General features: G+C 43.0%; 28 protein-coding genes and 1 tRNA gene. 2 read left to right on the forward strand and 27 right to left on the reverse strand.

Going from position 1 to position 23962, the window contains the following annotated elements; all coding sequences use genetic code 11:
* Positions 1-82: 82 nt before the first annotated feature.
* The 21 genes from A9176_RS01285 to A9176_RS01385 all read right to left on the reverse strand — a co-directional run bounded on the left by A9176_RS01285 (position 83) and on the right by A9176_RS01385 (position 17751).
* Positions 83-1345: an acetate/propionate family kinase gene (locus tag A9176_RS01285; protein ID WP_029510256.1), complete on the reverse strand. Its 1263-nt coding sequence runs from the start codon at positions 1343-1345 to the stop codon at positions 83-85.
* A gap of 117 nt (positions 1346-1462) precedes the next feature.
* The gene (locus A9176_RS01290) at positions 1463-2473 is read right to left on the reverse strand and encodes a class I SAM-dependent methyltransferase (RefSeq protein ID WP_077281929.1); all 1011 of its coding nucleotides are present in this window, start codon (positions 2471-2473) and stop codon (positions 1463-1465) included.
* A gap of 31 nt (positions 2474-2504) precedes the next feature.
* Entirely contained in the window at positions 2505-2801 is a 297-nt protein-coding gene (locus A9176_RS01295; protein WP_077281930.1) for a hypothetical protein, read from the reverse strand.
* Positions 2794-3219 carry a hypothetical protein gene (locus A9176_RS01300; protein ID WP_077281931.1) on the reverse strand — a complete coding sequence of 142 codons (426 nt, stop codon included), beginning with the start codon at positions 3217-3219 and terminating at the stop codon, positions 2794-2796. Before A9176_RS01300 ends, A9176_RS01295 begins: the two co-directional genes overlap by 8 nt.
* Positions 3206-3418 (reverse strand): hypothetical protein, encoded by a 213-nt coding sequence (locus A9176_RS01305; RefSeq protein WP_077281932.1) that lies wholly within the window; start codon positions 3416-3418, stop codon positions 3206-3208. The genes A9176_RS01300 and A9176_RS01305 overlap by 14 nt, the downstream gene beginning before the upstream one ends.
* Positions 3390-3782, reverse strand: a complete 393-nt coding sequence (locus A9176_RS01310; RefSeq protein ID WP_077281933.1) for a pilus assembly FimT family protein — start codon at positions 3780-3782, stop codon at positions 3390-3392. The genes A9176_RS01305 and A9176_RS01310 overlap by 29 nt, the downstream gene beginning before the upstream one ends.
* The gene (locus A9176_RS01315; RefSeq protein ID WP_077281934.1) at positions 3766-4077 is read right to left on the reverse strand and encodes a prepilin-type N-terminal cleavage/methylation domain-containing protein; all 312 of its coding nucleotides are present in this window, start codon (positions 4075-4077) and stop codon (positions 3766-3768) included. Before A9176_RS01315 ends, A9176_RS01310 begins: the two co-directional genes overlap by 17 nt.
* Positions 4074-5120, reverse strand: coding sequence for a type II secretion system F family protein (locus A9176_RS01320; RefSeq protein ID WP_077281935.1), 1047 nt, complete (start codon positions 5118-5120; stop codon positions 4074-4076). The genes A9176_RS01315 and A9176_RS01320 overlap by 4 nt, the downstream gene beginning before the upstream one ends.
* Positions 5062-6018: a competence type IV pilus ATPase ComGA gene (gene comGA, locus A9176_RS01325; protein ID WP_077281936.1), complete on the reverse strand. Its 957-nt coding sequence runs from the start codon at positions 6016-6018 to the stop codon at positions 5062-5064. Before comGA ends, A9176_RS01320 begins: the two co-directional genes overlap by 59 nt.
* Positions 6019-6104: 86 nt before the next feature.
* Complete coding sequence (locus A9176_RS01330; RefSeq protein ID WP_077283216.1) at positions 6105-7457, reverse strand: glucose-6-phosphate isomerase; 1353 nt, start codon at positions 7455-7457, stop codon at positions 6105-6107.
* Between the two features lie 84 nt (positions 7458-7541).
* A complete protein-coding gene (nagB, locus tag A9176_RS01335) occupies positions 7542-8243 on the reverse strand; it encodes a glucosamine-6-phosphate deaminase (protein ID WP_029510272.1) in 702 nt (233 codons plus the stop codon).
* Positions 8244-8367: 124 nt separating this feature from the next.
* Entirely contained in the window at positions 8368-9480 is a 1113-nt protein-coding gene (locus A9176_RS01340; protein WP_077281937.1) for a sensor histidine kinase, read from the reverse strand.
* The gene (locus tag A9176_RS01345) at positions 9480-10169 is read right to left on the reverse strand and encodes a response regulator transcription factor (RefSeq protein WP_009999749.1); all 690 of its coding nucleotides are present in this window, start codon (positions 10167-10169) and stop codon (positions 9480-9482) included. Before A9176_RS01345 ends, A9176_RS01340 begins: the two co-directional genes overlap by 1 nt.
* A gap of 12 nt (positions 10170-10181) precedes the next feature.
* The gene (locus tag A9176_RS01350; RefSeq protein WP_077281938.1) at positions 10182-10886 is read right to left on the reverse strand and encodes a DUF1129 domain-containing protein; all 705 of its coding nucleotides are present in this window, start codon (positions 10884-10886) and stop codon (positions 10182-10184) included.
* A 64-nt stretch (positions 10887-10950) separates the two neighbouring features.
* A complete protein-coding gene (gene ychF, locus A9176_RS01355) occupies positions 10951-12051 on the reverse strand; it encodes a redox-regulated ATPase YchF (RefSeq protein WP_077281939.1) in 1101 nt (366 codons plus the stop codon).
* A 76-nt stretch (positions 12052-12127) separates the two neighbouring features.
* On the reverse strand, positions 12128-12334 hold the full coding sequence (locus A9176_RS01360) for a DUF951 domain-containing protein (RefSeq protein WP_029510280.1): 207 nt from the start codon (positions 12332-12334) through the stop codon (positions 12128-12130).
* 1 nt (position 12335) lies between these two features.
* Entirely contained in the window at positions 12336-13235 is a 900-nt protein-coding gene (locus A9176_RS01365; protein WP_077281940.1) for a ParB/RepB/Spo0J family partition protein, read from the reverse strand.
* Positions 13225-13986 carry a ParA family protein gene (locus A9176_RS01370; protein ID WP_009999754.1) on the reverse strand — a complete coding sequence of 254 codons (762 nt, stop codon included), beginning with the start codon at positions 13984-13986 and terminating at the stop codon, positions 13225-13227. The genes A9176_RS01365 and A9176_RS01370 overlap by 11 nt, the downstream gene beginning before the upstream one ends.
* Positions 13987-14062: 76 nt before the next feature.
* A complete protein-coding gene (gene rsmG / locus A9176_RS01375; protein ID WP_048700613.1) occupies positions 14063-14782 on the reverse strand; it encodes a 16S rRNA (guanine(527)-N(7))-methyltransferase RsmG in 720 nt (239 codons plus the stop codon).
* Positions 14783-14858: 76 nt separating this feature from the next.
* Positions 14859-15812, reverse strand: coding sequence for a ribonucleoside hydrolase RihC (rihC, locus tag A9176_RS01380; protein ID WP_077281941.1), 954 nt, complete (start codon positions 15810-15812; stop codon positions 14859-14861).
* A gap of 304 nt (positions 15813-16116) precedes the next feature.
* Positions 16117-17751 (reverse strand): peptide ABC transporter substrate-binding protein, encoded by a 1635-nt coding sequence (locus tag A9176_RS01385; RefSeq protein ID WP_077281942.1) that lies wholly within the window; start codon positions 17749-17751, stop codon positions 16117-16119.
* A 249-nt stretch (positions 17752-18000) separates the two neighbouring features.
* Between A9176_RS01385 and A9176_RS01390 the strand changes: the two genes are divergently transcribed.
* Positions 18001-18210 carry a hypothetical protein gene (locus tag A9176_RS01390; protein WP_029510285.1) on the forward strand — a complete coding sequence of 70 codons (210 nt, stop codon included), beginning with the start codon at positions 18001-18003 and terminating at the stop codon, positions 18208-18210.
* A gap of 67 nt (positions 18211-18277) precedes the next feature.
* Here A9176_RS01390 and A9176_RS01395 read toward each other — a convergent pair whose 3' ends face one another.
* Positions 18278-19147 carry a glycosyltransferase family 8 protein gene (locus A9176_RS01395; RefSeq protein WP_237049513.1) on the reverse strand — a complete coding sequence of 290 codons (870 nt, stop codon included), beginning with the start codon at positions 19145-19147 and terminating at the stop codon, positions 18278-18280.
* Between the two features lie 82 nt (positions 19148-19229).
* On the opposite strand from A9176_RS01395, the gene A9176_RS01400 reads away from it, so the two are divergent.
* Complete coding sequence (locus A9176_RS01400; protein WP_029510287.1) at positions 19230-20390, forward strand: DUF2075 domain-containing protein; 1161 nt, start codon at positions 19230-19232, stop codon at positions 20388-20390.
* A gap of 87 nt (positions 20391-20477) precedes the next feature.
* Here A9176_RS01400 and A9176_RS01405 read toward each other — a convergent pair.
* From A9176_RS01405 to A9176_RS01425, 5 genes are all read right to left on the reverse strand, one after another.
* Positions 20478-20561 (reverse strand) — tRNA-Leu (locus A9176_RS01405).
* A gap of 66 nt (positions 20562-20627) precedes the next feature.
* The gene (locus A9176_RS01410) at positions 20628-20960 is read right to left on the reverse strand and encodes an ArsR/SmtB family transcription factor (protein WP_077281944.1); all 333 of its coding nucleotides are present in this window, start codon (positions 20958-20960) and stop codon (positions 20628-20630) included.
* A 7-nt stretch (positions 20961-20967) separates the two neighbouring features.
* Positions 20968-21579 carry a cadmium resistance transporter gene (locus A9176_RS01415; RefSeq protein WP_048700622.1) on the reverse strand — a complete coding sequence of 204 codons (612 nt, stop codon included), beginning with the start codon at positions 21577-21579 and terminating at the stop codon, positions 20968-20970.
* Positions 21580-21945: 366 nt separating this feature from the next.
* Positions 21946-22407: a universal stress protein gene (locus tag A9176_RS01420; RefSeq protein ID WP_009999766.1), complete on the reverse strand. Its 462-nt coding sequence runs from the start codon at positions 22405-22407 to the stop codon at positions 21946-21948.
* 26 nt (positions 22408-22433) lie between these two features.
* Complete coding sequence (locus A9176_RS01425; protein WP_029510290.1) at positions 22434-23837, reverse strand: Nramp family divalent metal transporter; 1404 nt, start codon at positions 23835-23837, stop codon at positions 22434-22436.
* Positions 23838-23962: the final 125 nt, after the last annotated feature.

Raw genomic sequence — 23962 nt, forward strand, 5'->3', positions numbered from 1 at the left:
TATTAAAGCGACTAGCGTGCTGACACACTAGTCGACTTGTTTTATTCTATCATATTTCGTTTGACGAAAGATTAAAAGGAGATTACTTGAATAACTCCACATCGCGCGCAATCATTAATTCTTCGTTCGTCGGAATAACCAACGTTTTAACCCGAGCATCTTTGGCAGAAATATCAATTTCTTCGCCGCGTTTTTGGTTGGCCGCTTCATCCAAAGCCACCCCGAAATAGGCTAACTTATCGGCAATCATTTGACGAATTGGGGCTGAATTTTCACCAATACCCGCAGTAAAGACTAAGGCATCAACACCACCCATTTCGGCAATATATTGACCAACATATTTGACAATGCGATTCACGAATACTTTAATCGCTAATCGTGCGTGGTCATTGGTATCGTAAACTGCCAATAAGTCGCGCATATCAGACGAAATCGTTGATAATCCTAACAAGCCAGACTTTTTATTTAAGATGTTCAACATCTGGTCGTTTGTTAGACCTTCACGTTCTTGAATATAGTAAATCAACGACGTATCGACATCCCCAGACCGCGTAGCCATCGCCACACCAGCTAGTGGCGTGAAGCCCATTGACGTATCCAATGCTTTCCCATCTTTCACTGCCGTAATGGAATCGCCAGCACCTAAGTGCATCGTGATGACCTTCAAATCTTTAAGTGGTTGTCGTAACATGTCAGCCGCGCGATTGGCAACATAGCGATGCGATGTGCCGTGCGCACCGTATTTACGCGCACCATAACGTGTGTAATACTGATACGGTATCGCATATAAATAATTTTCTTCAGGCATCGTTTGATAAAAAGAAGTATCAAACACAGCAACTGAAACAGCATCTGGTAATAACTTTTGAAAGGCCCGAATGCCCATAGCATTCGCCGGATTGTGCAAAGGGGCATAATCCGCTAGACGATCAATCTTTTCCAAGACCGCCTTTGTCACTTTAACAGAATGATTAAACCACTCACCACCTGCCACGACACGGTGTCCAACACCAGTAATTTCATTGAAATCAACGATAATGCCCAAATCAGTTAATTTTTGTAGCATAAAGTTGATGGCTTGTTGATGATCTTTGATTGGCAAAACAGTTTCATATTTTCGTGTTTGCCCATCTTTCGAAATTGTAATATTGCTGTCATCCACCGACTGATCGTCCAAGCGTCCGCCTTGATTCATCGCTTTGGCGTCGTACTTAATCGTCACAATGGCATCATCCATGCCAATCCGCTCGATCAATCCTTGTGCAAGTACCTGTTCTGCCGGCATTTCTAATAATTGAAATTTCAATGAAGAACTACCAGCATTTACAGCCATTGTTTTAGCCATGATTAAATTTCTACCTGTCTTTCTTAAACGTGTACTGATCCGCGACATGTTTAAAATATCAGATATGGTAGTGTTTCGTTATGTAAACACTCTAATATTTAGTGCATTGTCACAACATCAGGCTTTGTTCTGCTCTTTATCCAGTTTAACCCAAGCTTTGATATCTTGCAAAAACTTCTGTAGCGCTTCAATATCTTTTAGTGGTGGGTATTGCCCCATTAACACTTCGCCATGACTGCCTACCCCATGTTTACGAAGTACAAGAATCGCCTTGGCAGCGCGTGGGTCTTTGAAGAAGGCTGCTGGTAATTGCAAAAATGCTTTAAGCTGTGCTTTTTGTGTCAAAAATTTCAACAGATCTTTTGCTTGGTCGCCCATCATGACATTGGCCGGTACAATCAAGTAGACCCAGCCATCATCAGTTGCAAATTCCAAGCTTTTTTCAATCAACAAATGGTGAACAAATGAGCGGTCATCTTGGTTACGTGTTTGATAACTTTCTGCTGGCTCTAATGGATAATAACCAACTGGTAAGTCAGCGATAACAGCCTTGGCCTTTGGCATTTCAGTCAATGCGACAACATCTGACTCATAAAAAGTCGTTGTCCCTTTGGTCAATAACTGATCAACCGCCGTTGCCAAGGCCAATTGTGTCTCATCGTTATCAATTCCAATACGCTTAACATCTAGGTCATTCATTTTCAAGACGTCATTGACGGTCTGCAATAAGTTCCCAGCACCAACTGTCATGTCCAGAATTGTATCCCCTGATTTAAGGTCTGCCGTTTGCAACAAAAAATCAGCCAACAAATAACCAATACCGTCAGGTGTAATTTGGAAATTAGCCTGCGTATGGTCATCCCGAGTGACTTTTAAGATTGCTAATTGCAACGTCTTTCGGAGATCAGCTGGCGACATACTGCGCCAGTCAAACGCCGCAATAAACTTTTCAATCTGTTCAGCAACTGCTGGGGTTGGCTTACCATCTTCAATGGCTACTTGCCCGTTTGCGACATCTTCTAAAAGTTCAATCAACGCATCTGTGAGACTGATGTCGGCATCCTCGGCTAAGGCCTGTGAGTTTGTTGTTAAATCATCGAAATATTGTGCTATTTTATCTTGTGTCATAGCCCTATTTTAACGTGTTTTCATAAGGTTTTCAAGGCGCGTGCCTGAGCAACGCCCGTGTATAGATTGTTTGCCCCAAGCGAATACGAAGGTTATCATCTTGAACGGTTACGCTAGCGCCTGCTAAGTTAAACGTGGTTTGCTGTGTTTTAGCATACAGGATACTTGCCTTAAATTGGATTGTGTCCAACTGTGCCATCACCGTCAATTGTTGACGCGTTTGTAATTGCGCATGCCAGGCAACGTTTTGTAACACCATTAGGCTGCCAAGGAGCGCCAAAATAATCAACGCTGAGCCAAAAACCGCCCCGCGTTGACGCTTAATCATCCATCTGCGCACGCAGTAGGTAGAGAACTTCTGTTGCTTGCTGATGCTGTTGTCCTGATAATTCAAGTTGTACATATGCCGCATAATCTTTAACATGAAATGCTGTTACCTCGGAAATAAAAATAACTTGGCCGGCGCCCTCACCTGACAATTGCAGGCGATTTTTAACAATATTGAGTGTCATTTTTTTGCCATCATGACTCATCAGCTGTAATTCATGCGGCAAAATCCCCTTTAACGCGTATTTTTGTGTCGTGATTTGGTAGATAGCTGCACGTAACGCCATATCTAAAGGCGGTTCATGCGACACACGAAAACAAGGTAACAGTAATTGAATCGTGACAAATAACAAACCCGTTACGCCCAACGCAATCAATGTTTCCAATATGGTAAACGCCGGTAATTTACGGTTGTTCATAGGTATGCCATGCTTTCATCGCCGCTAAGCGTTCTTGTTGGGCCATTTGATACCGTTTTTCTAAACGTTGTACCTGCTGTTTATATTGGGTTATTTGTTCATATTCTAATAAAAGTAACCCATTTAATAAGCCAAAGGTGACTAAAGCTTCGCCAAGAATAAAGGCTGATCTACGACTGTGTAATACGATATGCCCCACCTCCTAAACTAAAAATAATTTTGATCACATGTTGACCATTACTGAGTATCACTGTTGTCGGGGCAACATAACCTGTTGATAAAATTTGGATTGTCTGTGTCTTGTCGTGATGATACCCTTTGGGATAGGCCAGTTGCGTATGATTAAAAACAATGCCATTTTCTCGAAAGCGAACCGTCCGCCGACATTGCTGTGTTTGCGCCGATATCCGTTCTTGTTGCCAACTTGATTTGAACGTCGCAGACCATTGTGACATATTTGGTGCTGACACTGGCATCCGACTACTGAGTAAAAATAAACCAGCCACAATCCCGAGTACAACCAGTGATTCGAGTAAGGTATAGCCTTTACTGATGTGCTTCATTATTATCAAGGCTGATGTGTAGTTCTTTCGCCTTTTGGACTTGCTTAGGCGATAAATAACCTGCAGCTACTAAGTCTGAATACGTCACAATTTTATCATCCGGATGCTCGTTAATATATAAATCAATTTGCGATTGTACGGTTGATACCATTACGGTTGCATGAGTTGCAACCGCTTTTTTACGTTGCGTATTTAAATTGGGCAAGATCAGTAACATGAGTAAACTGATGATAAAAAGAACAATTGCTGTTTCAATTAATGTAAATCCTGGATGCTTACGTTTAAAAAATGTCATTGATATAAACCGCCAATCGTTTGGTACATGGGTAACAACATCGACAAATAGACCGCAATGATAGCAATGCCGATCACGCCAAAAAAGATAGGTTGCAACATGTCAATCAACCGATTCGTCCGTTGCATCACTTGATGATACTGTAACTTGGCATAATATGCGAGATAACCTGCGAGGCGTTTGGGTTCGTGACCGCGAACAAAATAGCCTGCTAATGCCTGATTAAAGTAAGGTTGTTTAAGAATATATTCGGATAACGTACAGCCTGACTGTAAGGCTACATGCGCATCTTCAGCTAATAAAATTGCCAACTGCTGATTTTTCTGACCCTGAATACCACACATTTCTGCTAAAATTTCTGGTACTGTCAAACCATTAGCCAGTAACACCGCTAGTTGTTGCGCGACTTGATAAGTCACAATTGTTTTCACAATTGGTCCAATCAACCATAATCGTGATAGCATTTTCAATCGCTGACGTTCCGGCAAACGACGCCAATGCCAGATACCAAAACACAACGCCACGACAATCATGCCGATGACATACCACATCACCTGCTGTGTTTCACCCGAATCTAACACTGCTGTATCTTGCCACTGTTGTAGAATCGGATATAAAAAAAGCTTCATACCAATCAGCATCAGTCCCAGCAATCCAATTAAAACGATTGGATATTGCAATACTTGCTTAATTTTTTGTTGCTGTTGTTGCACTTGGGCTAAATGCTGACCAATTGTGACCAACGTTTCAGACAAATTACCATGCTGATCCGCCAGCTTAATTTGTAACAAAATAGCTTGTGAAACGGTTTGATCTAACACAACGTGCAACGGCACCCCTTGATTTAAGCGCGCATTGACAGTTGCTAACCAAGTTGTCCATGGTGTGTGCGCAGCAGCAAGAATATCTAAACTATGCGCAATACTATAGCCTGACTGTAATAGTTCACCAAGCTCTTGAAAGAACATCACTTGATGTTGACGTTTAAAGTTGTGTGAAGTGGTGATAATGCGCTTTGGAAATTTTATTGGTCGCCAATGCATGTGCTAATACCTCCTGCCACTGATTTGAAAACTTTGGGACTGTTTGTCCTTGCAGTACGCGCGCAATATCATCACTGCCTAAATGATCAATAATTGCCGCCTGTTGCTGCTGCGTGGTTGTGACCAGTCGCTGGTAAACGACATCTGTTAAAGCAACCGCTAATTGTGCCGGTTCAACACCTAAGTCGCGTAGGCGTAAAATAACGTCACGTGCCGACATGGCATGAATCGTACTCAATACCAAGTGCCCACTTAAGGCAGCTCTGACTACGGCCGCAGCTGTTAATTGATCTCTAATTTCACCAACCAATAAAATTTCCGGTCGATGCCGTAAGGCCACTTTGATGAGATCATCATAATGGATACCCGCATCGTCATTGACTTGTAGTTGCACAAATTTTGATTGCTGAATCTCAACTGGATCCTCAATGGTTAAGACTAACTTATCCTCTGCTAGCCGTTCAAGTAGCCGATAGAGTGTTGTCGTTTTGCCGGACCCAGTTGGACCAGCAATTAAAAACAAGCCGGCACTCGGCATATGCTGATAAAGCTTTTCAAATTGCGTTGCTGCTAAACAGTTCTGTCGCTGACCTTTTTGATAAATCAGTCGTAATACCAAGGTTTCGCGATTGAGAAAGTCACCGACTGTCGAGACACGAATCCAAATATCCTTGTGGCTAAACCGCCCAAGTTGCGGGCGCCGACGCTCAGAGATGTTCATCTTGGCACGATATTTCACCGCAGCAATCATCTGTTGGGCAGCAACCGTAGTCAATGTGACATGCTGTGTCGCACGGCCATCAATATGAAATTTAACGCTATAGTGCGTTTCGGAAAGTGGTAATAGATAAATATCATTGGCATGGTTTGCAATGGCTGCTTCTAAAATAGTTTCCATATTACTCCCTCTGTCACATCATTATGATACGCAGACACCGATATTTGCTCACAAAAAAAGCACTCAATCCTTGAGTGCTTAAATCATTATTCACCTAAACGCGCACGGAATGCTTGCGTTTCTGCTTCATAGCCTGGCTTACCCAGTAAGGCAAACATGGCTGTCTTATAGGCTTCAACGCCAGGTTGGTTAAATGGATTAATGCCAAATAGATAACCTGATGCGCCCACTGCTAGTTCAAAGAAGTAAATCATGTAACCCAACGTGTAGGCGTCTTGTGCAGGTAAGTGCACAGCCAAGTTAGGCACACCACCATCGACATGCGCTAAGATAACGCCTTGTGACGCCTTTGTGTTAACTTCATCAATGGTAATGCCTTCAAGATATTGCAAGCCATCATTGTTATCTGCTTCGCGTGGCAAATCCAAATTTGAAACAGGATTATCAAGCTTAACAACTGTTTCAAACAAGTCACGACGACCTTCTTGAATATATTGACCAAGTGAATGTAAGTCAGTTGAATAATTGGCTGATGAGGGATAAATACCCTTTTGGTTCTTACCTTCTGATTCACCCATCAATTGCTTCCACCATTCAGATAGATATTGCATTGAAGGTTCCCAGTTAATTAAAAGTTCTGTTGTATAACCCTTATCGTACAAAATACGACGGGCAGCGGCATATTTATAAGCCGCGTTTTTATTCAAATCAGCATCTGAGTAAGCCTCTTGCGCATCCTTGGCCCCCGCCATCAATGCATCAATGTCAGCACCGCTAGCAGCAATTGGCAATAGCCCGACAGCCGTCAAGACTGAGAAACGCCCACCGACACCATCTGGGATCGTGAAAGTTTCATACCCAGCTGCCACAGCTTCGTCATGTAGTGCCCCACGATTAGCATCAGTCGTGGCATAAATACGTTGCTTAGCAGCCTCAGCACCATACTTCTTTTCAAGTAATTGCTTGAACACACGGAAGGCAATTGAAGGTTCTGTTGTTGTTCCAGACTTTGAAATCACATTCACTGAGAAGTCTTGGTCCCCAATAACACGTACCAAATCGTTAAGGTATGCGGCTGACGTTGAGTTACCGGCAAAGTAAATCTTGACACCTTGACGTTGGTCATCTGGTAATTCATTGTTAAACATTGGATTCAAGAAATCCACTGCCATCTTAGCCCCAAGATATGAGCCACCAATACCAATGACAACAAGAATCTTTGACTCGCTTTGAATGCGTTTTGCGGCTGCTTTAATCCGCACAAATTCTGCCTTGTCATAATCCGTTGGCAATGTGAGCCAATCCGAATATTCAGCGCCTGCACCCGTCCGATTGCGTAGTTGTTGATCCGCCATCGTAATTAATGGTTGCATTTCAGAAAATTCGTGTTCGCCGACGAAATTTTCGATGTTTTTTGTATCAAGTGTGATGTGTGCCATAGCGTTAGCCAAGCGTCCCCATCAAAATAAGATGGCGGCGCATTTCCTCCTTAAAATTTGTTAAGCGCTTACAATTTTATTTTATCACAATTTTGATGCGGCTGCGTCATCAATAATAATGGTCACATCGGCATGTTCTTGTAGAATTGATGCCGGCAAAGCCTCAGTCACTGGGCCATTAACCATTGCTGCCACGGCCGCTGCCTTAGCTTCTCCAAAGGCTAGCAAGAGAATCTTTTTAGCCGACATGACTGACGCAATGCCCATTGAAATGGCTTGCGTCGGCACTGATGCCGGATTGTCAAAGAATCGCGCATTAGCAGCGATTGTGGATTCGGTTAGATTCACCACGTGCGTCGTTGAATTAAACGGTGTCCCAGGTTCATTAAAGCCAATATGGCCATTTTGCCCTAAACCTAATAATTGTAAATCAATGGGATGTTGCGCAATGATGTCATCATAAGCCTTAGCAGCTTGTTCAATATCATCACTGGCACCATCTGGGATAAAAGTTTGCTTGAACGGCTTGTATTGAAACAAGTGTTGCTGCATAAAATAATGGTAACTTTGTGGGTCTTGTGGCGTCAAGCCAACGTACTCATCAAGATTAATTGCTGTCAAATCGGAAAAGTCCAGTGAACTATCCACAAACTTTTCGTATAATTTAATAGGCGTAGCGCCGGTTGCTAAGCCAAGTACCTGCGTGCCCTTGGCAAGTGCGTCTTCATAAATTTCAAACGCACGCTGTGCGCCAACATCTGGATTGTTTACTTTAATAATCCGCATCATACTCTCCTTATTGGTCTATACCACTTTGGTCTATACCAATATAATAACACACTTTTGCCATTTTGGAAATAGTTAATCATTATTTTTAGCCAAATAAAAAAACAGGCCAACAGACCTGTTGCTATACTTCCGGTGACGCTGTGGTCATATCCGTTTGTCGTAAAGGCAATGTCACGATAAAAGTTGTGAGTTCATCATCTGATGTGGCCCGCACTTGTCCATGGTGTTGTGCAATAATGCCTTTTACAATGGCTAAGCCAAGTCCCGTTCCACCCGTTTGACTATTCCGTGAACTTTCAACACGGTAGAAACGATCAAAAATATCGGTTAGCGCCTCACTTGGAATTTTGATACCATCATTAATAACACGAATTTCCACATCAGTCCCTTTAACTTGTGCCGTCAATTTGATAAATGTTGCGCCATCCCCATACTTAAAGGCGTTACTGATTAAATTCATCAATGCGCGTGCCAATTTATCGGAGTCTGCTTCTAAAACGATTAACTCCGGTTTCACAATTTGTGTTAACGCCACGTTATGTTCTTGTGCTTCAATTTCATAACTGGCAATTAACTGCGCAAATAAGTCACTCAAGCTTAAAGTCGTCAAGTTCAACACGGCATCATGCGCCTGTGTCTTGGAAAATTCAAACAAATCTTCCACTAACACTTTCATCTGATTAGATTTGCTATAGGCGGTGTGGATGTATTTGGCGCGATCGGCGTCACTTAATTGCTCACCATTCATTTCAACTAAACCGAGATACCCGATAATGGCTGTCAGTGGTGTTCTTAAATCATGCGAAATATTCGTAATCATTTCGTCTTTGGAACGTTCACTTTCTCGTTCCTCTTCACGAATTTTTTGTGTTTGTTTGGCAATGGTATTGGTCACATCAATTAATGCTTGGGTTTTTGGCGCATACATGGCTTGCCAATCAATCAAGCGATCTGAATTTTCACTCGCGATTTGCTGCATATCATGAATCAGGCGTGTGAGACTTTCGACTTGTCGCATTCGCACATATTGCCAAATGATAATCACGACATCACCAACACCAATCAATGACCACGTCCCCCATTGCCAGATCGTTGGGGCACTTTGTAAATCACCTTGCATCAGCATTGCCGCCGCAAAAATTGACCAACTAAAAAGCAGTAGTAACAAAGTTGTCACTACCGCATAATAGAGTTTTGTGCGATTGTGCTTTAAAAACAACGCCAATTTTTTCATTAATTTACTTCAATCTTATAGCCAACGCCCCAAACGGTTTGAATAACTTGATCTCCGTTCGTTGCTTCTTCAATCTTATCACGTAAGTGGGACACGTGAACCATGACCGTTTTTGCCGACACAACTGATTCTTGTTGCCAAACGCGTTCAAAAATATCATCTGCTGAAAAGACACGATTTGGGTGTGACGCCAAAAGATACAAAATGCCAAATTCTAACGCTGTTAAATTCACCAAATCGCCATCAGATGTCTTCACTTCGTGGCTATCTTTATTAATGATCAATGACCCAATATCTAAGACATCCGGTGTTTGATCTTGCACCGCATTTTCCGCACGCCGCAAAAGTGATCGGACACGGGCCATCACTTCCAACGGATTAAATGGCTTCGTCACATAATCATCAGCGCCAGTAATCAAACCTTGAATCTTATCCATATCCCCTGATTTGGCAGATAACATCAAAATTGGGATTCGACTATCTTTACGGACTGTCTTGACCACTTCCAAACCATTCATATTTGGCATCATGACATCCAGAATCATCAACGCAATATCCGGATTGGTATTGAGCTTTGAAAGTGCTTCTTTACCATCAGTTGCCATGATAGGTTCATAGCCTTCATTTTTGAGATAAATTTCAAGTAATTCAGCAATTTCAATATCATCGTCGACAACTAAAATCTTCATCTTCGGCTCCTTCTACTTCTTAGTTTGGGCAGCCTCTAAACGGGCTTGCTGAGACAATAGGCTGATGGCTAAGAAGCCGCCACCCTTTAGGCCAGCTTGTTGTCGATTCCAACGGAAAACACTATAAGCCACAGCCGCAACAACGATGTAAGCCACTGGTGGCAAAGTTGGATTAATCACTGGTGGTAACAAACCAAGGACGATAAAGCCAACGACCCAAGCCACTAACGCTAGGCCAAGATACAACCAACGTCGTGATCTTGGTTCCGCTGTTTGTGCTTTTGGATTAGGCGTTAACTTCAACACAACCGCCGTGTAAAGTGAGCCACCCAAGAACGCAATCAACAAGAGTGAGGCAATACCGGCACCTTGACCACCTGCTTGCTTTGAAAAGAATAATGACAATCCAAAAACACCAGCAAATAACATCAAAATTGCCATTGACGTATCAAGTGCTAATTCCCAGAACTTATACTCATGCAACTTGCGCGCTGTTTGCTTTGGATCAAGGAACTGTGCCACCGCTTGTGTAGGTGTCCCATACAATTGCGCAGCCGTTGTCCCAGTTCGTTGTGCTTCAAGTAATTTTTCAGTGACTTCATTTGTCACTGATTCAATTTTTTCAGGCGACAATTGGCCGTTTTGGGCCAATAGCTTTTTAAAGTGAAATATAAAATCTTCATTTTTTTTCGTTAGTCGCTGTTTTTCTTCTGACATTTTTGCTTCCTCCGGCAATTATGTACGCGGCATCCTGCCGCTTCATCACGTCAGGCCGTGATGCTTACACGTTAAATCTAAATTCGATAATGTCGCCATCATTGACAACATATTCTTTACCTTCTGAACGCAACTTACCCGCTTCTTTCACCGCTTTAACTGAACCCAAAGCATCCAGGTCATCAAAAGCGATTGTTTCGGCACGAATAAAGCCACGTTCAAAGTCGGAATGGATTACACCCGCAGTTTGTGGTGCCTTCATCCCTGCTTTAAACGTCCATGCGCGTGTTTCCTTACCACCAGCAGTAAAGAATGTCCGCAAGTCCAACAAATGATAGGCAGCCCGAATCAACTTGTTCAAACCAGGTTCTGTGACCCCAGCCATTTCTAAGAATTCAGCCTTATCTTCATCAGCTAATTGGGCAATTTCTTCTTCTGCACTAGCTGACAAACCAATCACATCTGCGCCTTCACTTGCCGCAAAGGCTTTAATGTCATTAAAGTACTTTGAACCTTCTGGATCAGCCATGTCGTCTTCTGCTAAGTTGGCAACATACAAGACAGGCTTCGTCGTTAATAGGAATAACCCTTTGACGATTTTTTGTTCATCATCATTAAACGTGATTGAGCGGACTGACTTGCCGGCTTCTAACACTGGCTTGATTTTTTCCAAAACGGCACATTCCGCTTTGGCATCTTTATCTTGCCCTTTGGCGGCACGCGCAACTTTTGCGTAACGCTTTTCCACTGTTTCCAAATCAGCCAAGATCAACTCGGTGTTAATGGTATCAATGTCGTCTAATGGATTAACTACCCCATTAACGTGAATAATATCATCGCCATCAAACGCACGCACCACGTGCACAATGGCATTCACTTGACGAATATTTTCTAAGAACTTGTTGCCTAAGCCTTCACCTTGTGAAGCCCCTTTTACAATACCAGCAATATCAGTGAATTCAAACGTTGTTGGAATGATTTTATCAGCAGGCACGAGTTCTTGAATCCGTGCTAAACGATCATCTGGGACTTCAACCATCCCTACGTTAGGTTCAATCGTGGCAAAGGGATAGTTCGCCATTTCAGCGCCCGCTTTAGTGATTGCATTAAAAAGTGTTGATTTGCCGACGTTTGGTAAGCCGACGATTCCAGCAGTAAGTGCCATATCTTAAGTATGTGACAAAGATACCCACGTCATCGTTAGCATCTTTGGAGCACGTTTCCTTTCTTAATCAAACCCATTACATCTCAGCATCTGCTGAGTGTAAAATTTTCTTTAAACGTTTATTGAAGTCAAAGCGTGACATCATAATGCCACGGCCACACTGCGTGCAGCTTAACTTAATATCCGCACCTACGCGGGTAATACGCCAAGCATTAGCACCGCAAGCGTGTGGCTTTTTCATTTCAACAATGTCATTTAACTTGTAGTCTAATGGTTGCACCATATTACTCGACCTCAATGTCTAATAAATCTAAAATGCGATTCAAATCATCGTTAGAAACATAGTTAATTTCAATTTTCCCGTTACCTTTAGCACCGGCATTGACTTTGACTTTTGTCCCAAATTTTTCTTCTAATTGTGAAGCAATGGCCACCACATAAGGTGACACAACCTTTTCTGGTTTGTCACTAGCGCCCGCATTCATTTGCTTCACGAGCGCTTCAACTTGGCGAACACTTAATTGTCGTGCCACGACAAGCACAGCGGTTTTTTCAATTTGTGACTTCGCTTTCAAGCCCAAAATGGCCCGCGCTTGCCCCATTGATAGGTCACCAGCTTGCACCAAATCTTGAACTGACGTTGGTAAATTCAACAATCTGACGGCATTGGCCACAGTTGTCCGTTCTTTACCAACCTTTTCAGCGACTTGAGCTTGGGTTAATTGCAGCTGCGTCATTAATGCTTGGTAAGCTTGCGCTTCTTCAATCGCATCCAAATCATCACGCTGCAAGTTTTCAATTAAAGCCACTGCCGCCATCGTCTCGTCATCAACTGTCCGAACAATGGCGCTAATTGTTGTTAGGCCGGCCAACTTTGAAGCCCGCACCCGTCGTTCACCCGCAATAATTTGGTATTCGCGTCCCAAACAGCGCACAATGATTGGTGTCAGCACCCCTGAAGCCTTAATCGACTTGGCGAGTTCGTTTAACTTAGCCGCATCAAAATGATGCCGTGGCTGAAACGGATTAGGGGTAATTTTATCTAATGCCAGCCGTTCAACTTGCTCAGTATCACTCGCCTTTTTTGTCACTGACTTTGTGTGTTCTAAAGCTTCTTCCGTCACATTGTTGGCATTAAACAAGCCACCAAGCCCTTTTCCCAGACCACCTTTTTTAGTTGCCATATTGCTTCAAGACCTCCTGTGCCAGTTCTGTATAGACTTGTGCACCAACTGAGCGTGGATCGAAATCAATAATTGCTTGGCCATATGATGGCGCCTCACTCAACCGCACCGTGCGTGGAATCACGGTCTCATAGACCTTATCACCAAAATAATTACGCACTTCTTCGGCAACTTGCTTGGCTAAATTCGTCCGACCGTCATACATTGTCAATAAGATACCCGCAATATCTAAGTCCGGATTGAACTGCTGACGCACCAGTTCAATGGTGTTGAGCAATTGCCCCAAACCTTCTAAGGCATAAAATTCCGTTTGCACGGGGATTAAGATGGCATCTGCTGCCGTGAAAGCATTAACCGTCAGTAACCCTAAAGCTGGTGGATTATCAATCAAAATGAAATCATAATCATCAGCCACAGTGGCAAGTGCTGCTTTGAGGCGATATTCACGTTCTTTTTTATCAGCCAGTTCAATTTCAGCACCTGACAATTGAATCGTTGCTGGCACCAAATCATAGTTATCCGTTGGCACAATCACTTCGTGTAACGGCGCACCATCAACGATGACATCATAACTATCACGTTCAAGTTCTGATTTATCAATGCCTGAACCACTGGTTGCGTTCCCTTGCGCATCAATATCCACAAGTAAAACACGTTGTCCGGCCTGGGCAAGCGCTGCACCTAAGTTTACACTCGTCGTCGTTTTGCCGACACCACCTTTTTGGTTGGCTAATGCGATTATTTGTGCCATTTGGTTTTGACGTCCTTTCTGTCAACACTAATTATTTGTTCCGATCGGCACGCATCGGCGCCAAGCGTTTTTAAGATTATCCAATCGGTTTTTTGCTAGGGGTACCAGCTTGTCGTGGATACTTCTTTGGTGTTTTTTTATTTTTATCAACAATTTGTACGTAGCGTGTATCGCCATTAGGCAAGGTGAATTCAAATGATTCACGTAACTGACCACCTAACGTGGCTAAGGCTTTTTGGCCATCCGCTAGTTCTTGCTCTGCAGCAGAACCCTTCATCACCAAGAATTCCCCACCAATTTTTACAAATGGCAAGGTATATTCGGCAAGCACACTCGTCCGTGCCACAGCCCGTGCCGTGGCGTAGTCAAATTGTTCACGATACTTTGGGTCTTGGCCAATGTCTTCTGCACGGCCATGCACAATTGTCACGCCTGTTAAGCCCAGCGTTGTGACCACATCTTGCAAGAATTTCACACGCTTTTGCAACGCGTCAACCATGGTAATTTGCAAGTTTGGAAAGGCAATTTTAAGCGGTAGTGACGGGAAACCTGCCCCCGTACCCACATCAATCAGCGTCCCAGTCGTCTGCTGTAGGTCTTTCTCATATTGCGCCACCGTCAAAGAATCATAGAAGTGTTTTAAGTACACATCCTTTTTCTCTGTGATCGCCGTGAGATTCACATGCGCATTCGTCGTCACCAACATATCAAAGTATTGTTCAAATTGTTGGATTTGATTTTCAGTTAACTGGATACCAGCGTTTTTCAAAGCTGAAACAAACTCATCGACTGTCAATTTCTTACTCCGTTTTCAAGTTTTTGCAGCACGAAAAGCGCCAATTACAACTAATACTAGAATACCTGAAAAAAGCCTAATTTTCAAGCTTTCCAGCATTCACAGCCGCATCATTAATTTGCGCAATTTCTAATAAATACCACGCATTAAAGGCAGCCACATCAATGTCGGTCGCCACATGGACATTCGTGGTCGTATGGGTTCTCGCATGGCTATCTGCCACTGTCGCCCCGATGGCTGGTCCGTCAGTCACCACATCAACCCAATAGTCCTTAATTGTGTACTTTTCCGGCGAAAGCAAATAAAATAACGTGTTCACATCATGCATGGGTTTTCCTGTTGCCATGGAGCCATCCCCATAAGCATTAAACAACGCCGTTAGCATTTCACCCGTTTTATTCATTGTCGCAAGTGTTACCATTGATTCAGCCGTCAGCAGCGCCTTTAGCGTCACGTCCAAACCAATCATCGTCACATCCAACCCACTATTAAACACAATTTTAGCTGCATCTGGATCCGTGAAAACATTAAATTCAGCAACAGACGTCATATTACCACCGGACAAACTGCCCCCCATCACCACAATGCGCGCAATTTTATCGGTTACTTCTGGATAGCTTTGCAGTAACATGGCAATATTTGTATAGGCGCCAACAGCGACCAAAGTGATTTTTTCATCACTCGCCAGCAACGTTGCCCGCATCGCTTCAACCGCTGATAAGGACACGGTTTTAGTTGATGGTTCGGTAAAGTGATACCCAGCCAAACCATCGACACCATGAATATTGGCCGCATCTTGATAGGCTTTCACAAGTGGCTTTGCCGCGCCACGTGCAACCGCAACATCTGGCCGGTTAAAGAAATGGGTTAATTTTAGAACATTTTTGGTTGTTTTATCCACAGAGACGTTACCAGCAACGGCAGTGATTAATTTCACGTCAAAACGATCATCCGTTAACAGCACCGTGAGTGCCGCCGCATCATCAATCCCTGGATCTGTATCAAAAATTACCGGTATTTTATTTGTCATCGATCATGGGCGTGTTCGTCACGCCGCGCCTCCATTTTTTAACTTGATATCTTTCATTATAACAAACTCATCTCAAGCAAATGATTTGATTTTAACGGTATGAACTTGTACACTGTAAACAATCTAGGAAAGGGGGTCATAACTTTTGAGTCATACAGCAATGTATCGCGCAATTGTTTTGGCCGCTTAAAGGAAAAGCGGTCATTACGATTGCAGCAGTCATGTTAACAATTGGGTTAGCATGGCTTTTCTTATCCTGAAAAAAGAACAGGTAGCGATAACGCAACCTGTTCTTTTTCATTTTTTATTGGCGCACAGCCGTCTTGAAATCAAGTGGCACCCCTACCGCATGGTGGTAGAAGCCCTTGATATTTGGATTTACCAATTCTGGTTGTGCCTGATAATAAAGCGGGTTCAACAATGCTTGTTCATGGATAATTTTTTCCAATCCCAACTCATCAGCCGACCGTTGCTTATCATCAGTCGCATCAACGCCCTTAGCCTTGGCTAACAAGGCATCATAGGCCGGTGTGCTATTGTGATTATAGTTGTTCGGGTTGTCAGTGGCGGCCAAATCCAAGAAGGTTGTTGGTTCAGCGTAATCAGCACCCCACTGCGTCAGCATCACTTGGAAGTTCTTATTGCTACCATCTTGCAAACGTTGCTTAAATGGCACAAACTTTTGGGTCACGGTCAAACCTGGTAATGTCTTGCTCCACTGGCCTTGCAAGTAGTTCACGACATCTTTAGCATTGGCCACACGGTCAGTGTCTGCTTCAATTTCCAACGTGACAGCGTTGACCCCAAGTTCAGCCAGCCCTTCCTTGAACAATTCGCGCGCCTTAGTTGGATTATATGCATAATCTTGCTTGGCATACGTTGCAAAGTCTTCTCCATTAGCTTGACTCAAGCCCTTTGGTGTAAAGGAATTTGCTGCTGTTGACGTACCAGATAGCACTTGTGAGTTCAATTCAGAACGATTTGTCGCCAAATTCAACGCTTGTCGGATTTTAGCATTCGTCAAGGCTTTCACGCTGCCACTTTGGTTATAAGCTAAATAAACAGTTGTTGCTTGTGGCGTAACGCGATAGCCCTTATTGTTTTTGTTGGCCTGTGCTAACTGCGGCGTATTCACTAGCGCTGCATCTAGCTTACCAGTCTTGTACATTTGTACAGCCACTTCAGGTTTTTGAATGACCTGGAAATCAATTTCTGGTGTTTTAACGTTTTTGGCATCCCAATAATGCTCATTCTTCACAAGCTTAAACTGGTTGTTCGTCCCTTGCCAACCTTCAAACTTGTACGGGCCATTATACAAAGACTTGGCCGCAGTGGTGGCAAATTGCTTGCCCTGCTTTTCCACAAACTTTTGCTGCTGTGGGAAAAATGTTGGGAAGGTCAATAGACTTTCAAACTGCGGGAGCGGTTTTTCTAAGGTGACGGTCAAAACGTTGCCTTTAGCGCTAATGCCCAAAGTTTTCTTGTCAGCGTCACCGCTTTGGATTTTATCGGCATTTTTAATCCCACTATACAAATACGCATATTCCGACTTTGTTGCCGGGTCGTTAGCACGTTGCCAACCATAAACAAAATCATCTGCTGTCAATGCTGACCCATCTGACCACTTCAAGTCTGGTCGCAACGTGATGGTCCAGGTTTTACCATCAGCAGACGCCTTAACCGACTTTGCTTGTGCTGGTTGTGGCGTGCCGTTTTTATCAGCACGCATCAGACCTTCCCCAGCATTACCAACAATATCCATTGAATACTCATCCGTGACAGTTGCGGTATCTAATCCGTTCAGTGGTGTCGGTAGTGAAAAGTGTAATACCTGATGATCTTTTGTTTGTGATGTGCCCCAGAGACCAGCGGCACGCGTTCCTGCTAATGCAACGACGACAACTGCGCCACCCGCTGCAAATTTTTGCCAATTTTTCATACATCCTATTTCCTTATTACTTAATAAAACTAATTATAATCTAACCTAAATAATATGACAAGCTCATTATTTTAAAAACAATACCACTTGTGCAACTTTTTTAACGCTATGATAAAATGAAATTATTATTTGATTTAACTTGAAATATACTAACCTATTACTTTTAGGAAGCAAAAAAATAGGTGTGTAAGGTTTTATATGTTATATTGGATATCTAATAAATTTTTTACACTAAAGGTATGACATTTTATGCTCGGACAAGAATACAACATTATTGCAGAGTGGAGCCGTAACGCTTATAGCCAAGCTACCGGCGACACTTTACTGGAACACGTGCCTGCGCGCGTCCAACAACTGTGGGATGACTTTCATCAGGCCTATCATCTCTCAAACGCGGCTCAAATCTTAGAATTTGATCGTATTTTAACCGATTTCCAAACCAATCAATGGTCTGCTTAAACAGCAAAAAAGGCAATCTCATCAGCCAGTGCGTCGAAACGCTAGCTGATGAGATTGCCTTTTTATATTATTCAAATTGTGTATTGACCAATAATTGTTCATAATGTTGGTAAAGCACGGCATAGCGATTAATAATACTCTTCTCCCACGGCTTTGGTCGGCCACAAAAATGGAGAATGACTGTATTTTTCATCACCCACTGCATATCCACTTCGCCAAAACTCTTAGCATAATGCACAATGTTGTCACGCGTATCATAGTTCCAAACTTCCTCTGGAATTGGCAAAATATCTGCCCCGTATAAATAATTTAAGATATCTTGATCGGGTAAAATCAGTTCCCGACCGCGCGATGCTATGACATCAAAAATATCTTGCAAGCGCACCCGTTGACGCATTTTATCCAAATCCATCAACATCACACCGGAATTAAAATAGGCTTGACGCGTCCCGAGACGCACATGATTAATCGTTTGCGTAATACCCGTCAATCCCATGTGACTGGCGGCCGCCAACATATGCCCTGCCAGCGGCATGTCAAATAACGGTTTGATCGGGTTGATCACTAAAATATCTGGATCTAAATAAATGACCCGATGCAAAGTGTCCGGTAAATAATCCCCGCACAACAGCCGGAAATACATTTCTGGTGGATATTGTTTGAATTTAGCAGTAGGCGCTTCGGCCCACGCGGCAAGCGGTACCTTAATCGCGTGCAAGTTAAACCCCAACTGGTCAACAAAAGTCGCCAGCGCCTGCAAGACTGATGGCGTAATATTGGCATGCAACAACCAAACATCAAAGTGCTGCCCAGGATTGGTTTGTTTAATCGAAAATAGTAACACTTTTAACGGCTTCACATAGTGATCATCAACCGTCACGAGCAGGTCTATCGTCGCCTGCGTTGTCATCACTTCACTCATTTTTTCATCTCTCATATCTTATATTATACACATGCTAACCAGCTACTTCATGATGATCAGGCAATTATAGTATAATAGAGCGTATTGGAGCGTAATCATGAATAAAATTTTAAAAGAACAATTTCTCATTGACAATCTTTCTGATGATCAAAAACATGTCATTGCCGACATGAACACCTACATTAAGCAACATTTAGCCGGTAAAGAACATGCCGTAGCAGTTATCCAAGGTGCTGCTGGTACCGGTAAATCCGTAGTCCTCATGCAACTTGTCAAACAATACATGACAGACAAACGGTTTAAAACCGCGCTCGTTGTGAATCATCCTGAGCTGTATAAAGCCTACCAAGATATGGCCAAAGATTTTCCTGGCCTCAATCCTAAAGCGATCCGCCGACCAACGGCACTCATTAACGACGCCCAGAAAAATCACCGCCAATACGATGTGATTTTTGTCGACGAAGCCCATTTACTCTATTCAAAGTCTGAACCTTACGCACATTACCGCGGCAATAATCAGTTGACTGATTTAATGAATTTAGCCAAAGTCGTTGTCGTCGTTTACGATTTCAACCAAGTGTTCCAATCTAAAATGTATTGGTCACAAGAATTACTACGCAAAACGATTGGCCAACATCCTTATCGCCAATTCGATATGGATTTCCAGTATCGTATGGTAGCCAGCCAAGCCCAAGTGGACTGGATGGATCGCCTCACGGCACAGCAGCCACTGACACCCTTCCCAAAAGACAGCGATTTTGAATTTGAAGTGTTTGCTACGGCTGGCGAACTCTACGAAAAAATCAAAGCACAAAACAAAGCCGTTGGCCTAAGTCGCGTGGTCGCCACTTCTGGTTTCCCACGTATTGATGGGCGGCACAACGTTGAAATGGATACCTTCTCCTTGCCTTGGGATGAATGGGATCCGCAACGCACGCACTGGGCGAAACGCGAATCATCCATTACCCAGGTTGGCACAATTTATACTTTACAAGGCTTTGATTTGAATTATGTCGGCATGATTATTGGCCCATCCTTTGGTTATGATCCAAAAACCGATCAAATGACCATTATCCCAGAAAAATATTCCCACAAGGAAATTTTTAAGAAGCGCCAAGATATGCAATTTACGCCGGCACAATACCAAGATTTCATTGCTAATGTCTTAAACGTCCTCATCAAGCGTGGTAAGTACGGCCTTTACCTGACCGCTTACGATGACGCTTTGCGCAAGCGACTGTTAGAACTACAAAATTAATCACAACACGCCAACTTATTGGCGTGTTTTTTATGACCTGTATTGCGACAAAAAAACTATCTCATTAAGAGATAGCTTTTTTAAGGATGCCGTCGGTGGGAGTCGAACCCACACGGTGTTGCCACCACTGGATTTTGAGTCCAGCGCGTCTGCCAATTCCGCCACAACGGCATGTATTCTTATGCTTTTTTTTCGTATCAAACAACTATATAAGAATACCAGGAATTAACAAATTCGTCAACCCTTTTTTTCAAATTTAATCTCAGATTTTTCTTGATCGTTGTGAAACACGTGATCGACGTGCTTGAGCGCGTTATCTAACAAAATCAAAATGTGCGAATCACTCAGGCAATACAAAACCAAACGCCCTTGACGTTGCGTTGTCACCAGCTGCGCTTCACGCAATACCTTTAATTGATGTGACACGGCGGATTGTTCCATATCAAGCTGTGCCATAATTTCCGAAACGGTATACGAGCGTTCCTGCAACAATGACAAAATGGTCAAACGTTGGCGATTGCCTAAGACTTTAAAAATTTTTTCTAGTTCAGTAATCGATTTCTTGTTCATACTCCTATTATAACAGGCTAAGCAAATGCTGGATGGTACCGGCATCAAATAAGACATAACTACCTAACAAAACATAAATAATCAATTGAATCCAATCACCATACTTGTTCATAAGACGATGAACTGGCGCAAAATCAGTAAACTTTTTAGCCAAATAAATCACAACCGTCAAAACGATGATGAAGATCACCAAAATAGCTGGTAAGTAGGCAAAATTAGCCATCGTAAAGTAAGGAATATAAAGCGCTAAGTTATCGGCACCACAAGTGACCGCCGTGAGTCCAATGACAGTCATCACAATTTTACGCTTATCTAGTCGTGCTAACTTTTCAGCAACCTCTTCCCCCTCATCCTTTGATGAGAAAAACTTTTGTAAGCCCATTGCAATTGGCACAAAGCCCAACAAACCAAGCACCCATTCTTCCGGCACACGCTTTAGCAAGAGTGCAATTGCGACCGCCACAAACACTAGCAACGCATTCCCCAGATAAGCGCCCCACATAATGGCTTGTCGTTGCGGCTGCGTACGGAATTGCGCAAATAGTAAGAGTAGTACCACGAAATAATCTGACGTGGTCCCAATATATGATGTTAAAGCCGTTAATAATGTTTCAACCATAAGGATCCCCCAATTTTTATATGAATTATTTTTCATATATTATAACATGAAATTTATTTCATGTGTTAAAAACAACGCTATTTTATACTGATTTAATCTCTCGACGTTATAGTATAGACAATCAAAAAACAAGTCATCTCAAACAACGACGCGTTTAGGAAGGTAGGTATTTGCCATGTTTGGCACCAGTTGACGGGTCCCATCAACGCACGAAACCCCGTACGGGTCACACTTCTCATCGAATAATCTCTCCCAAATATTCTTTTCTCTTAAATAAATCTCTCAAAAAAGACCCCAGCAGCCGCGTTAGGCTACTGGGGTTTCGTGTGTACAAAAAAATCGCCGATCGGCGATTTTTTTATTATATTACTTACGGGCTACCATTGATGAAATCTTGGCATGACGTGCGATATAAGCGGCTTGAGAACCTAATGATTCCCAGAACCCTTCACGCGAATGTGCGCCAACAATAATCAAGTCTGCCTGAACTTTTGGCGCCACGTCTTGCAACAGTACTTCACCAGCCTTGTCACCATCCGCAAAGATAGTTGTGACGTTTTCAGCGCCTTTTGACTTGGCATAAGCAGCATACTTGGCTAAATTAGCTTCGATCGTCGCACGACGTTCTTTAATGGCATCTAAGTGGAGGGCATCAATGGTTGATAGGTCATCCATTTCCAGTACTGAGGCAATAATCAAGTGCGCATCATCTTCACTTGCTTGATGAATAGCATTTGCCAACGCAACATACCCTTGCTCAGACTCATCAACACCAACCAAAATGCGCTTAAATTGTATTGGTTCGATGTTTAGGTTTAATTCACTCATACAGTCTCTCCTTTTTTAACACACAATTAACGACTCATTACCTTTGTCACTAAGTCAATAATAATCTGAAGGTTTAAAATCGTCAAGACGGCAAAGATAATCCAACCTAAAATGGCCATCCAACGTGGGTTAGCAAACTCGCCCATGATTTTCTTTGATGACGTAAAGTAAATCAACGGTGCCATCGCAAACGGTAGGGCAAGTGATAAGAAGACTTGTGAATAAACCAGAAGTTGATCTAACTCAGCTTCGGCACCACCATACAACAACGTAAAGATAATTACTGGAATCAATGCTAAGCCACGCGTGATAACACGACGGATCCACATTGGAATACGCAACCGGATAAAGCCTTCCATGACAATTTCACCCGTTAGCGTCCCTGTGATTGTTGAGTTCTGACCAGAGGCCAGCAAGGCCACCGCAAACAATGTTGACAATACTGGTGACGCAACCGCCCCAGCAATGGCCTTATTGTCCAACGCATCATACATGGCACCAAACGTTCCCACCTGATCGGCATGGCCAAAGAACAAGGCCGCACCTAATACCAACAACAATGAGTTGATTACAAAGGCTAATGACAATTGAATGTTTGAATCCCACGTCATCAGACGTACAGCTTCTTTTAATTCACCTGGATTTTCACGATCAATTTTACGCGTTTGGGCAATTGATGAATGGAGGTATAAATTATGCGGCATAACGGTCGCACCAATAATACCAAGTGACATCAGCAATGGTGAATCGACGCCAGCTGGCCCATGGGTTGATACTGCTTGCAATTGTGGCAAATATCCGCCAAACATCGCCACAACATCTGGCTTTGATAAAATCACAAGATAAGCGAAAATCAATAAGATTGTCAAAATCAATGTCATGACAATCGCCTCAATCTTGCGGAAACCAAATTTCATCAGTAACAACAAGAGGAGGACATCAAAGGCCGTGGTCAGCACTGAGGCAATCATTGACCAACCAAACAACAAGTGCAAGGCAATGGCCGCACCAATAACTTCGGCGATATCAGTTGCCATCAGGGCCAATTCCGTAATCACCCATAACGCATAACCACCCGCTTTATTTGTGCGGGCACGTGTGGCTTGTGCCAAGTCTTCTTGCTTAACCATCCCCAACTTACCCGCCATGTATTGCAACATCATGGCAATCAGTGAGGAAATCAAAACAATTGACAACAAAACGTAGTGGTACTGAGCACCACCATTAACAGATGTCACCCAGTTACCGGGATCCATATACCCAACGGCAACTAACGCACCTGGCCCCGAAAAGGCTAAAAGTTTGCGCCAAAATGAGCCGTCCTTTGGGGCTTCGATTGAACCATTTACATCGCCTAAACTGAGTTGCTCCTCAGTTGATTCGACGAAATGTTTCTTAGTGTTTGCTTGATCTTTTGTTGAATCTTGCATTCTACTTCTCCTTTGGATTTCTCTTCAGGACAAAAACATACGAATTCCGACTAAAGTACGCATTTAGTATTCACTTTTTTTGGCGCAGCTTAACCGTGAGCTAAACGCGTATTAAAGTGCTAAAT

The organism is Leuconostoc garlicum (genome assembly GCF_001998805.1).
Classification (GTDB): domain Bacteria; phylum Bacillota; class Bacilli; order Lactobacillales; family Lactobacillaceae; genus Leuconostoc; species Leuconostoc lactis.